The sequence below is a fragment of the Nostoc cycadae WK-1 genome, assembly GCF_002897135.1.
Classification (GTDB): Bacteria; Cyanobacteriota; Cyanobacteriia; order Cyanobacteriales; family Nostocaceae; genus Nostoc_B.
This window is the reverse complement of sequence record NZ_DF978435.1, coordinates 20,362-33,642: the sequence shown is the minus strand read 5'-3', so window position 1 is coordinate 33,642 and position 13,281 is coordinate 20,362. Positions and strand designations below refer to the sequence as shown.

Below are 13,281 nucleotides of genomic sequence, written 5' to 3'. Positions count from 1 at the left end.
TGAATTATGGTGAAAAAAGTAGCGATCGTTGGTGCTGGCCCTAGCGGAGTTCTACTCGCTCACTACTTGCTACACCGTCAGGAAAAATATCATATCGATATTTTTGATTTTCGCAGTGATCCGGAAACAGTTCCATTCTCCAAATCTCGCACCTTTTCTATCGTTCTTAGTCAAAGGGGAATAAATGCTTTACGGCAAATTGAAGGACTGGAGGAAGCAGTTAAAGCCGTCAGCTTAGAGACCAACGGAGCAGTGCTGCACCAAAAGAATGGTAAAACACGGGTATTTAGTAGAAAATACTCACAGTTGAGCCTTGACCGCACCAGCTTGGTGATTAAATTATTAGAACAGTTAACTATCAAAGGCGGCAATCAAGTCAATCTTCACTTTAACCATCAATGTACACAAGTAGATTTTGCCGCCAAGCAAGTAAAGTTTAAAAAACTTGATTCTGAAGCAGAAATCACCGTTGATTATGACTTATTAATTGGGGCAGATGGGGCGCGTTCAGTAGTCAGAGAAAGTTTTCTCAAAACAGAGAACTTTCAGTGTAAACAAAATTATGTTGTAAACGACTACAAATCTATTTTTTTACCACCCTTAGATCCCAAATTAGGCATCAACTGGCAAAAAGGCAAAGTCCACTCTTGGCGGTTAGATAACGGTACAACCGTTTTATTGGTGTATCAGACAGACAGTAGCTGGAGTGGGGTTGTACTGTTTCCTCACAAAGATAAAACAATTCCTGAACTAGCTAATAAGCAAGAAGTGTTGAGCTATTTTCGCCATAATTTTCCAGAAATTGGGCAGATACTCCCAGAATCAGAAGCCGAAGATTTTGCCAATAGACCTGTATCCAGAGTGCTAACAGTACGCTGTAACCGCTACCATCAAGGCGATAGCGTGCTGTTAATTGGAGATGCGGCGCATGGAGTATCCCCCTCTCTCGGTCAAGGCTGCAATGCAGCGTTAGAAGACGCAACTATTTTTAATCAAATTTTGGATAAATATTCTGATAATTTAGCTGTTGCGGTGGAACAGTTTACGCTTCAACGTCAAGCAGATGGCATGGCGGTAGTAGAATTAAGTGATTATGCTTTTCCTGTCTCGAAAAAGTTATTTTTTGAGTTGTTATTCAGGAATAGTCTAAGTAAATATTTGTCTCGAATATTCCCTAAATTCTTCTTACCTTCATTATTTGAACTTGTTGCTGAAGGCAAACTTTCTTACTTGGAAATTTTCAATTTATATCAAAATTGGATAGCTAAAGTTAAAAAATCAAATCAAGAGATTTTATCAAAATAGAATTAAAGAGTCAGAATTCATACTGGATTTTGTAGAAGACTTACGCAAGAACTCTCTCAAACTATTAATAACTTCGTGTTCTACCCTGCGGGTTCGCCTTTAGGCGTTCTCGAAGAGTAGCCGCTATCGCGTCTATGCGCCCTTTTCGGTTCGTTTATTCATACTTTTGCGTAAATCCTGTTGTATAAGTTAACTCACTACACTAACTCCCAATCGCACTCCTCAATCGGCATTTCTACATAACACACTACGCAAAATTCAATATTCTACTCTTTACTATTTTTCTGGCTTTCAACAATTTCTTGAAATGCTTTTTCTATTTGTTCTCGATCAGTTGGATTATAGAAGACTATTGATTTACCAGCTTTTGGTTCATATAGGTCAGTATTGCCTAAATAGGTCACTTCTACAGAAGGTGCTAAAATCTCGATAACATCATCCTCTGTTGAAATTACATAGTGTATTAAATGTGGATTATAAAGTTCCAAAAATGGTTCTTGGGATTGAAATGAAGCAATCCAAGGTGAGTTTTTAACAATAAATGTATTACCACAGCGTTGATGGGATTCATCTAGATGCTTCCATAAACCCAGACGATACTCTTCAAGAATATTACGATAAGCAGGATATTTATCAAAGGTGAAACGCCAACGAGGTCGATTGGATAATAGAGGTGCTTCAATCGTGATATTAAGCATTCCATCATCAATCAACGAAACCATCACCAATGAACTTAAATCAGCAATTGGAGTAACCCAACGTTTAACTTGCCAATTTTTATACATTTGTAATCACAATTAACCGAGTAATACGGCAATCTATACAATCTATATTTTATTTTTCTACAAATTCATAAAAAATTGTAGAGACGCTAATTAAAACGTCTCTACTTATTCACCAATTTTTAATTACAACACCTCACGCCCTAAGAAAGGTTGCAAAACCTCCGGTATCAAAATAGTCCCATCTGGTTGTTGATAATTTTCTAAAATTGCTGCCATTGTTCTTCCCACAGCCAACCCAGAACCGTTGAGGGTATGGACAAATTGTGTGCCTTTTTTACCAGCTTCCTTAAAGCGAATATCAGCCCGTCGCGCTTGGAAATCAAAACAATTAGAACAACTAGAAATTTCTCGATACTTGCCAGAAGATGGTAGCCATACTTCTAAATCATAAGTTTTAGTTGCCCCAAAACCTAAATCACCAGTACAGAGATTAATCACACGGTAAGGCAATTTTAAAGCCTGTAAAATTGCTTCAGCATTTCCTACTAATTTTTCTAATTCATCAAAAGAAGAACTAGGATTTACAATTTTCACCAATTCAACTTTATTAAATTGATGCAGACGAATTAAACCGCGCATATCTCGCCCATAACTGCCAGCTTCTCGCCGGAAACAAGGAGTATAAGCACAGTGGTAAATAGGTAAATCTTCCGCTGCTAAAATTTCCCCACGGTAAAGATTGGTAACAGGAACTTCGGCTGTAGGAATCAACCACAATTCATCATCGGCACACTTAAAACTTTCTTCGGCAAACTTTGGTAATTGACCTGTTCCTGTTAAAGAATCAGTATTTACTAATAAGGGTGGACTAACTTCTACATAGCCTGCTGCGGTTTGCGTTGTCAGCATAAAGTTAATTAATGCTCTTTCTAACGCTGCACCAGACCCAATTAAGTTGACAAAGCGACTTTGGGCAATTTTGACAGCACGCTCAAAATTGAGAATACCTAGTTTTTCCCCAATTTCCCAGTGCGGTAGAATATTAGAGTTCTGGGGTAAGTACTCATCACCCCAACGTCGTACTTCTACATTCTCTTCCTCACCTTTACCTACAGGTGTGGAGTCACTCGGTAAGTTGGGTAAAGCTAGTACAAGCTGGGTAATTTCAGCCTTCAATTCTTTTTCTTTTGGTTCCAGTTCACTCAACTGAGCTTTAATGGAGTTACCTTCATCACGCAAAGCTTGAATTTCTGGGTCTTGGGGATTAACACCAGATTTCATCTTCTGCCCAACAAGTTTACCAATTTCGTTACTCCGAGCTTGGAGTTGACTGCGGTTCACTTCCAATTCTCGTTGTTGCTTGTCTAACCCTAATATCGGCTGAATGTCATAATTACCGCTACGACTGTTCAACCGTTCTTGTACTAATTGCGGATTTTCCCGTATTTGCTTGATATCCAGCACAGATTTTTCTCAGTTTTTAGCCTAGAATCTTCTTGATCAATACAGTTAACATACAAAAATTCAGCATATATGATTTTTGGCTGGCTGAAACTGGAAAAATCTGTCAAAAAGCAAATTTGCACAGTTGTGGGTTGCCGATTCAACTAAAAATAGATTTTGTAGAGACGTTGCATGGCAACATCTCTACTTTGTCAGATTATCAAGGATAAAGACCGCGATCGCTTAATGCCTGTGCTACTCTTCCTACACCCAAGGTATACGCTGCTAACCGCAGGGGTACTTGCCGCATTTGAGACTGCTGAATAACTTGACGGTAAGCTTGCACCATCAAATGTTCCATTTCGCGGTTGACCCGTTCTTCATCCCAGAATAGGTAAGATAAACCTTGCACCCATTCTAGATAACTCACCACTACACCCCCAGCATTCGCCAAAATATCTGGTAGCACAGTTACACCCCGCGCTTCAAGCACTCTGTTGGCTTCCAAGGTTATAGGGCCGTTAGCGGCTTCAGCAATAATTTGCGCTTGTACTTGATCAACATTCTCTGCCGTAATTTGGTTTTCTAAAGCAGCCGGAATCAAGACATCGCAAGGCAAAGTGAGTAATTCAGCATTGCTAATGGCTCTAGTGTGGGGGAAATTAAGCAGATTGTGATGATTTTCGGCGGCGTAAGCTTTTAATGCTGGAATATCCAACCCATCAGCAGCATATACCCCACCTGTGGCTGTGGAAACAGCTATGATTTTCGCTCCCGCTTCGTATAGTAATTCGGCTGCTGCACCACCAACATTACCAAACCCTTGAATAACAACTCGTATTCCTGCTAAAGTTCTGCCTTGGTCTGCCAATGCTTCCCGCACAATAATCATCGTCCCGCGTCCAGTAGCCTTTTCCCTACCGAGAGAACCACCAACGGAAAGCGGTTTACCAGTCACAACTCCTGGTACAGCATGACCCATATTGACTGAATAAGTATCCATCATCCAAGCCATTTCACGGGCAGAAGTACCCATATCTGGCGCAGGGATGTCTACGGAAGGGCCGATATCTTTAATTAATTCGCTGGTGTAACGACGGGTAATGCGTTCTAATTCTCCCACACTATAATTTTCCGGGGCGATCGCAATCCCTCCCTTTGCACCACCATAAGGAATACCCAACAACGCACATTTCCAAGTCATCAACATTGCCAGTGCGGAAACTTCTCGCAGTGTGACCGCCGGATGATAACGAATTCCGCCTTTGTAGGGGCCTAAAATATCCGAGTGTTGTACCCGATGTCCGGCTAATACGCGTATTTCACCATTATCTAACTTCACGGGAATGGAAACTGTCACCACCTTGCGCGGGTGGCTGAGAATTTCCAATACACCTTGGTCTAACCTTAATTCTTTGGCCGCAGCTTCTAAGTAGCTACAAGCTTGATCAAAAGGGCATATATGGGCTGGGGTAGCAGCTTCCAGCGGCATTGTTGGTGTGGCAATCATAAAAGTTTCTCCTAATCGCGGTATCTTTGCGAACCGGATACATATATGCCTAGCTTATCCTCTATGCTCAAAAAATAATTAATTTCTGTAGTTTTTGTTACAATTTTGTATTTTATTTAAAAAAACCACAGTTCATCTCAACTGTGGTTGATAAACAGTGAAAAATCAATATCTATACATTAGGGATCAATTGGACAAAATATCTCGGAAGTGAAATTACCATGAAATCCATAAGGGATATGATGTTTTAGGTGTAGGCGGGCGATCGCACCTTTGGCTAAATTACTGGCATCTAAAATCACCACATCTGAACGGTGATAGGCTGCATCGTAAACTAAAGTTAGTATCCAGCCATCGTCTTCTTTTTCAGCACCAGGGCGTGGAACAAAAATTGGCTCACCTACAAAACCACGGGGTGCGTCGCTCCAAAGTTGTTGTTCTCCCGTTTCTAAATCAAGTTTGAGAATGGCTTGTGCTGGAGCATTTCCCGTCTCTGCATGAGCCGCAGCTACATATAAATACCGATAATAACGTCCAACTTGGTTGGGATTGACGCTAGGAAACTCACAACTTTTTTGTGTGATCAATTTCCGTTGCACCGTTTGATGATCGAGATTCAGGTGAAACCGCCAAATATTACCCGATGGAAACTGATCAAAATCAATCTGGCGAAAATCGCTTGCAGGCTCTAGTTCAGGAAAGTTATCATAGCAAATCGTATCAATAAACACTTCATTTCCCACCTCAAAAGCATTTGCATGATGGAAAATAAAGCCCGCCTGAGTTTCTAAAATTTGGATATTTTGTTGTCCTTTTTCGGGATTGCGGGGAATTACTAAAATGCGAGTAGGCTTGTTGGGCTGAAACTTGATACTTTCTGCTGCACTGCTGATTCCCAAGCTGAACAATATGGGATTAAAGGTGACAGGATTTTGAAAGAAGATGTAGTAATTAGGGGTAATGACAAAATCGTGGATAAAGCAGAAACCAGGAATAATGTAGTCCTGATTTCTGAGAGCCTTACCTGTTTGGTCAAGTTCAAAAATACTAATTTTGGTAGATAATCCTGGGTTGCTGGAAAAATTCACCAGACAAGGTGCGCCGCCATCTTGATAGCTACTGGGGTCAATTCGGGGATGGGCGCTAAAAGGTTGACCCTCTGACAAAAAACCGTGAAAATATTCTTTCCCCAAGGTTTCTAGTGTGTAGGGGTCAAGAAGATAAGGTTCTTTCCCTTCCCACAGTGCTAAAAGTTTTTCTCCCCAATAAATAACGCTGGTGTTAGCAGGATTTTTGATTTTTAAATCGAAGATATTAGCTAACCAGCCGCCGGGCTTTTGAGTGCCAAAAGCACCGCGATAAAGAATTTTTCCCGCTTTTTGTTCCGCTAAATAGTCTTCAGTCTGAACAAAACGATTGCGGAAATGAGCGCGACCATCAGTAAAGGTGATGCGGCTAATCATTCCATCGCCATCAATGGGGTGATGAATGCGTTGTCCATTCACATCCAACAGTCCAGGGCCATTTCTCAAGAGGGTACCTTGCAGTTCAGGCGGGATTTGTCCTTCTATGTCATCAATCCAATAGTCATATTCTTGGGTGATAGATTGATAGGCTCCCTGCCAATCTTCAGAACTGTAGGATTTATTAATGGTTGATGTCTGTTGGTTTGTTAAATTCTGCATAGTCTAGGATTGATGTCGCGCAAAGACGCAAAGAGATTTTTATTCAACAACTTGTGATTCTTGTTCTTGGAGTATTAAATTTTGGATGAATGGTTCGCTGTGAGTTGGTAATGCTTCGGTTTGCGTGTCGTCTTTTGGTAGCCATTGGAGAAATGCTAGGGGTAATAAGGTGCTGAGGTTCGTGATAATTACCAAAATCCACAGTGAGTCAAAGTTACTCTCGGTGATTCCTAGCCAGTGCATGATAATGGCTCCAACTTCATAAGAAACCATACCTGCTAAATTGAAGACTGACATTAATAAGGCGAATAAAGTTGCTTCTACTCCAGGGGGGCAAAGTCTAGCGGCTAATACCAATACTGGCATATAGGCGATTTGTCCCATGACGGTGAGGATGAGGCTGTCGCCTAAACTGAACCAGCGGTCATCTATACCCAAAGTACGGTTAGTGTGAGTTACCAAAAGCAGCATTGTCATGCCTAACACTGCGGAAATAACAGTACTCCAGCCAAAAATGACGCGGAATGGCACGCTTTTCAAAAAACGTTGAAAAATCCAAATGCCACATAAAGAGGCGAGACTGGTTACTAGGCGGACTCGCCCTAAAAATTCTGGTTCAAAGTGGAGTTCGTTGGTGCTGAAGTAGAAAAAGGCAGATTCAGCAGTTGGGGTAGCTTGCAAAATGAAGACGAAGGCGGCTGGTAGCCATATTGTTTTTTGGCTGACTGCTTGGCGTAGCTGGGTGAGTTGATGCTTAATACTCAGGGAGTTAGCGTTATTAGTATCGTTAGTATCTTTATTAACAGGAGACTCAGCAATTAACCAAGCGACTCCCGAAACAATGAGGGGAAAGGTGGCGGTAATTAAAAATATTGTGCGGGTAGTAAAATGCTCCAGCAGCATCCCGCTAAAGTATGCTGTGACTAAACCTCCAAATGCAGTTGCACCCCAGCAGAGAGATTGTAGTGAACCTGCATCGGCTTGAGATTCTACTCTGGCTCGTTCTACGACTAGGGAATCAACGATGACATCGCTGACAGCTATAGCTAGAGAACTGAGGGCGATCGCCATTGTTGCTGCCCAGCTACTATGAACTATTGTGGCCATACTCACCCAAGCAATAGCTCCAAGTATCCCTGACAATATCAGGTAGGGACGGCGACGATAACCAAAAATGGGTAAGCCATCGGACATAAAGCCAAATAATGGCTTAATCATCCAAGGTATGGCGACAACTCCCAACATTGCCGATACCTCAGCCGGACTCAGCAATAATTCATCTTTTAAGAAAAAGCTAACCGCTAAACGCGCCAGTCCTAAAATCCCTTGGACAAAGTAGACGCTCAGAATAGCAATTAACTCGGCACTGGGTTCATGGCCGAAGAAGATTTTTTCTTTTACTGAGTCTTTGACCTTGGACAAGCCAGAGGAGTCAATGAGCATTTGATGAATATTTTTTAAGTTTTGTCTACTTTTCTATAATATCGAGAAAGTCTGAAGTCTGAATTATGAATTATGAATTATGAAACTTTTGACTATTGACTATTGACTCCAAAATGGCGATCGCCTTTGGTGGTACAGATGTAAAGCGAATTGTCACAATATGTTCGTCAACATCAGATTTTTTCATCACCTTAGCGTAAATATCTTCTTCGGTGGTGAGTTCGGTATCTAGTAATTTCAGTTTGAGGTTGTTTAAAATTTCTAAGGAATTTAGCGATCGCATTTGGGCAACTTTTTCTGAAAGGCTAATCAATTCACCCTGAAAGACTGTGCCAACTGCTTGTTTACCCTGTAAAACTGTATACTCTATTAAAATCGGTTGATTGAGTGTCACCATTCCGACATCATCATTAGGTAAGAACAAGTTATATTGACCACCAACGCCGCAAATTTCGTAAATAGTAATCGGTTCTCTGATGCCTTTCGGCTGGATTTGCATTTGACTGCCAATATGCAGTTTGATATGAGCATCTTGGAGGGTATTTTCCGAAATTAACACTTGTCCACCGACTGTATAAGTTTCTACACGGGAAGCCAAGTTAACATGGCTACCAATCACTGTATATTGAGCGCGTTTTTGGGAACCAATATTACCCGCAACCACCTCACCTGTATTAATTCCGATTCCCATTTCCAGGATAGGAAGATTCATTTTTTTATTGTGTTCATTAACTTGCTGCATCGCTAATTGCATGGCCACAGCACAAGCGATCGCTCTCTCGGAATCATCAGGACGATGAATCGGCGCACCGAAGATGACAAAGATACCGTCACCCATAAACTCATTAATCGTACCTTTGTACTGATTAATTACCTCAGTCATCGTTCCTAGGTAAAAATTAAGAATTGTCACAACTTGTTCTGGTGACAATTGTTCCGACATCGCCGAGAAACCACGTAAATCAGAAAATAGCAGCGTGACTTTGCGGCGATCGCCACCGATTTTTAAGCCAGCAGGATTTTCAAGTAAATTAGCAACTACCTCATCTGTGAGATAGCGGCCAAAAGTTTTCCGCATACCTGTCGCGCTTTCCGCAATGTATTGGGTAACTGCGATCGCTGAACCTGCTAAAGCCAAAAATGACGGGACAACTGGAATCCACCAACCAGCTAAAAAAGCGACAAAACTACTGCCAACTAAAGTACCACTCGTTAACACCACATTAATCGGCAAGCGGATTTTTTGATGAATGCTGTGGCGTTGTATCCAGCATAAAGTTGCGCCGGCGATCGACCAACTCAAAATCCACAGATATTCTAAATAGTCAGGTAAACTGTGGATCTGTTGACGATTATCTATAGCTGCACTCAAAATTTGACTAACCAAATTTGCATGAATAGTTACACCAGCCATACGTTCGGAGCCAGCAAAGAAACTAGTATAAGGCGTATAAAATAAATCTTTTAAACTTTCCGCAGTTGCCCCAATTAGTACCACCTTGTCGCGCATCAAGTCTGGCGGGATGCGATTTTCTTGGAGTTTTTTCAAAGAGATTTTTGTAAACTGTTGTATTCGTCCTCGGTAATTGATCAATATTTGATAACTACCAGCGTTAGCGTTGACATAGCCGCCATCATTAGCTTCAAAAATTGGAAAAATACCTTTACCTAACTGTAAATAATTAGGGTTATTTGCTGATGGTTTCTCTGTAATCCCTTCTGATTTTAAATACAGTAAAGCCAATTTCAAAGCAAAGCTTTCGAGAACTTCGTCATTTTTTAAATTAACGTAGAGTAATCCTCTTCTAATTCTGCCATCCCCATCTATAGGCAAATCATTTGAGCCAATTTGATGGCGTTGCTTCAATACTGGAGACGCATTCACAGCAGAACTATCAATAGTATCAGAGACTTTCTGTACTCCAATAATGTTAGGCGTAGAAGCCAAGACTTTAACTAAAGCTTGATGCCCAGGATTAACAGGTAAATCACGATAAATATCTAAACCGATCGCCCTTGGTTTTTGTTGCTTAATTTGCTCTAATACACTAGCCAAAGCTGCATCGGTCATCGGCCACTGCGTTTGCTGGCGAATATCTGCTTCATTAATTTCAACTATTACAATGCGGCTATCAACTGGTTCTGATGGACGCATCTGAAAAAAATGATCTAATGTAACTAATTCCAACAGTTGCAACCATCCCATTAACCGCAATCCAATTACTAAGGCTGTCACGCTAGGAACAGCAAATAAAACACCCCGCCATTGCCAAATTTGCGACTTAAGTTTTGACCACATCATAAATTTTCAAAGTAAAAAATAAAAAATAAAAAGGCAAAAGATGTTAATGTTTTTACTTTTGCCTTTTGTATTTTTAATTCTATTTGCTACTCATTTTTCACTTGTACAACAATCAATAAATTGCTCAGAGGCCAGTGCAGTTAACTTGACTGATTTCAATAATGTCCACCAATCCATTCTGACTCGCCAATTTTTCGGATCAGTGCGGCGTAATTGTGCTGAAGTAGCTAGTGCTTCATACCAAATCCCAGCATCTGCATAAATACTAGGTAACTTCCGAGGTTGCGCCTTAGCCAATGCGGCTGACAATGAAGCTTCTGCTTCAGTTCGTTCTACCCAACCATCTACCCAAGGATTTGTACTGGAATCTTGAGAGTTACAAACAACCGTCAAATACCAATGGTAAGTTTTACCAACTGTCAGTTCTGGGGCAGTATTAGGGAGTGTAAAACTAATAATTCCAGGTTTGTTTGGTAGTGTTAACGTTGTTTCATAAACAGAGTTCTCATCTTTATCAGTTAAGAGAATAAACTTGGCTGTTTTGACTGAAGATTGGGGAACAAACCAGAAAAATGTTGGACGTTCAGCTAATGTTAAACCTAATTTATTTGGAGGTAGAAAAGGAACTATTTTTTTATTACCTTTCAAACAAGCAGAACCACGAGTGGAACCGCCTGCGCTTGGAGGTGGATCTCCTCGTTTTGGTGGCTTAAATGCTTGGCTAACTTCCCATGCTTTTGCTTTCGATAAAGATTCAGCTTTGACCTGTACTGTGAGACTAGAAATTGGCAGAACATCTAAGCACAGTATTGAAAAGACTGCAAAATGTACAGATGACTTAATCCATTTCATATTGATGATAGTGCCTTGGTTTGAGATTTACCAAAACTGATAAATTTTTACGTACGAGCTTGTTCCAGGAATTTAGTAAGACCTAGCATTCAACAGTCAGCTAAATATCAGTGTTCCCAAAATCAACTTCAGAGTTTACACTCACTAAAAATTACTGAAAACTGATGTATAAATAGGTGAACTCAATAGTAATGACAAACTTGGCATCTTCACTGTTGACGATCGCAGTTTTACCGCTGACTATTGACTATTGACTTTTGACGATTAACCAATGATTAAAATCGCAGTTATTGGGGTTGGGCGTTGGGGCGTACATTTACTGCGGAATTTTTTAGCGCATCCCCAAGTTAATGTAGTCGCAGTCGTAGATCCTCATACAGAAAGATTAACAGCCGTCAAGCAGCAATTTAACTTGGATGAGAGCGTATTATTAACAACTCAGTGGACAGCCTTAAAAGAAATCCCAGATTTGACAGCAGTAGCGATCGCCACCCCAGCTACAACTCACTATCCTTTAATCAAAGATGCTCTCCAGCAGGGATATCATGTTTTAGCCGAAAAGCCTTTAACTTTAGACCCCAAAGAATGTGAGGAACTTTGCTATTTAGCAGAGTTACAGCAGTTAATCTTGATGGTTGATCATACCTATTTATTTCACCCAGCGGTTACAGCCGGAAAAGCAGTAGTAACCGCTGGTAAATTAGGTGAATTACGTTATGGCTATGCTTCTCGCACTCATTTAGGGCCAGTCCGCCAAGATGTTGATGCACTATGGGACTTAGCGATTCATGATATTGCAATTTTTAATAACTGGTTGGGTCAAATACCTGTAAAGGTGCAAGCAACGGGAACAGTTTGGTTGCAAACTAAAGAAAACTCCCCATCTGGTTTAGCAGATTTAGTTTGGGTGACGCTGACATACCCAAATAACTTTCAAGCATACATTCACCTATGCTGGCTCAACCCAGATAAACAAAGACGATTAGCCGTTGTGGGTAGTCTTGGTAGTTTAATCTTTGATGAAATGTCTCCTGCTGCACCGTTAACTTTATTACATGGTGAGTTTGAACGTCAGGAAAATTATTTTCTCCCTGTGAATCAAAGCCGAGAGGTAGTGGAATTACAGCCAGGAGAACCTTTACAACAAGTGTGCGATCGCTTTATTCAATCTATACTCCAGAATCAACCTCCAGTTGTCTCATCGGGTCGGGTAGGTGCAGAGTTAGTCAAAATTTTGGCTGCTTTAACCACATCTCTCAATCAGGGTGGTCAACCTGTTTTTTTAACTACTATTTAATATTGCAGGGAACAGGGTTGAAAGGCTTTTTCGACGGGTATAGTTGGGACTTATGTAAGAAACCGAAAAATTTAGGTTTTAGAGAAGGGTGTAGGTGTAAAACATCCTTACACCCCTATACCCAATCTCAAAAATTAACTTGTGTGCGTCAGTCCTTTGTATTACTTCTGCGGGAATTGGTGAAGGCTGTAGAGACTCCGCTAGAGTGAATATATATAAATACAAGTTTTCAAATGACCATTTACTTTTACAAAGTTTGGCAGCCTTACGGTTGTTTTTCTAACTTTTCTTCCCATCCCATCCAAATCCACGGTACTTATTGGTCAACAGTTGAGCATTATTATCAAGCCCAAAAGTTTGTCGGTAGCAAAGATGCCGTAATTATACCTGTGATTCATGCTGCTGCTACACCAGAAGAGGCCGCTGCTTTAGGGCGCTGTAATTCACGTACACTCCGTTTAGATTGGGATGTAGTCAAAACTCAAGTTATGCGCGAGGCTGTACTCAAAAAGTTTCTCACCCATACCGATATTCGAGAAATTTTACTAGCCACAGGTGATGAGATGATTGTTGAGAATTCTCCCACTGACTATTTTTGGGGTTGTGGTACAGATAAAACTGGTAACAACCATCTTGGTAAAATTTTGATGAATGTGCGCGAAGAAATTCGCCGATTACGCCTTTACTCAGTAATTACCAGTGATTGCCTCACAGAATAG

10 protein-coding genes are annotated in these 13,281 nt (G+C 40.8%); 3 read left to right on the top strand and 7 right to left on the bottom strand.

Features of this window, described 5'->3' with window-relative positions:
* Positions 1-6 precede the first annotated feature (6 nt).
* On the top strand, positions 7-1,305 hold the full coding sequence (locus tag NCWK1_RS20835; RefSeq protein WP_103126025.1) for an FAD-dependent oxidoreductase: 1,299 nt from the start codon (positions 7-9) through the stop codon (positions 1,303-1,305).
* 266 nt (positions 1,306-1,571) lie between these two features.
* Here the strand turns inward: NCWK1_RS20835 and NCWK1_RS20830 are convergent, their stop codons facing one another.
* The 7 genes from NCWK1_RS20830 to NCWK1_RS20800 form a co-directional block, all read right to left on the bottom strand.
* Positions 1,572-2,090, bottom strand: a complete 519-nt coding sequence (locus tag NCWK1_RS20830) for a hypothetical protein (RefSeq protein ID WP_103126024.1) — start codon at positions 2,088-2,090, stop codon at positions 1,572-1,574.
* A gap of 123 nt (positions 2,091-2,213) precedes the next feature.
* Positions 2,214-3,494 carry a serine--tRNA ligase gene (serS, locus tag NCWK1_RS20825; protein WP_103126023.1) on the bottom strand — a complete coding sequence of 427 codons (1,281 nt, stop codon included), beginning with the start codon at positions 3,492-3,494 and terminating at the stop codon, positions 2,214-2,216.
* 199 nt (positions 3,495-3,693) lie between these two features.
* Entirely contained in the window at positions 3,694-4,983 is a 1,290-nt protein-coding gene (locus tag NCWK1_RS20820) for a Glu/Leu/Phe/Val family dehydrogenase (RefSeq protein ID WP_103126022.1), read from the bottom strand.
* Positions 4,984-5,162: 179 nt separating this feature from the next.
* Positions 5,163-6,668, bottom strand: a complete 1,506-nt coding sequence (locus NCWK1_RS20815) for a carotenoid oxygenase family protein (protein ID WP_103126021.1) — start codon at positions 6,666-6,668, stop codon at positions 5,163-5,165.
* A 39-nt stretch (positions 6,669-6,707) separates the two neighbouring features.
* Positions 6,708-8,111 (bottom strand): folate/biopterin family MFS transporter, encoded by a 1,404-nt coding sequence (locus NCWK1_RS20810; RefSeq protein ID WP_103126020.1) that lies wholly within the window; start codon positions 8,109-8,111, stop codon positions 6,708-6,710.
* A gap of 70 nt (positions 8,112-8,181) precedes the next feature.
* The gene (locus NCWK1_RS20805) at positions 8,182-10,413 is read right to left on the bottom strand and encodes a CHASE2 domain-containing protein (RefSeq protein ID WP_103126019.1); all 2,232 of its coding nucleotides are present in this window, start codon (positions 10,411-10,413) and stop codon (positions 8,182-8,184) included.
* Positions 10,414-10,503: 90 nt separating this feature from the next.
* Positions 10,504-11,265 carry a DUF928 domain-containing protein gene (locus tag NCWK1_RS20800; RefSeq protein ID WP_103126018.1) on the bottom strand — a complete coding sequence of 254 codons (762 nt, stop codon included), beginning with the start codon at positions 11,263-11,265 and terminating at the stop codon, positions 10,504-10,506.
* A gap of 271 nt (positions 11,266-11,536) precedes the next feature.
* On the opposite strand from NCWK1_RS20800, the gene NCWK1_RS20795 reads away from it, so the two are divergent.
* Together NCWK1_RS20795 and NCWK1_RS20790 are read left to right on the top strand one after the other, a co-directional pair.
* Entirely contained in the window at positions 11,537-12,562 is a 1,026-nt protein-coding gene (locus tag NCWK1_RS20795; RefSeq protein ID WP_187308200.1) for a Gfo/Idh/MocA family protein, read from the top strand.
* Between the two features lie 233 nt (positions 12,563-12,795).
* A complete protein-coding gene (locus tag NCWK1_RS20790) occupies positions 12,796-13,281 on the top strand; it encodes an NADAR family protein (RefSeq protein WP_103126017.1) in 486 nt (161 codons plus the stop codon).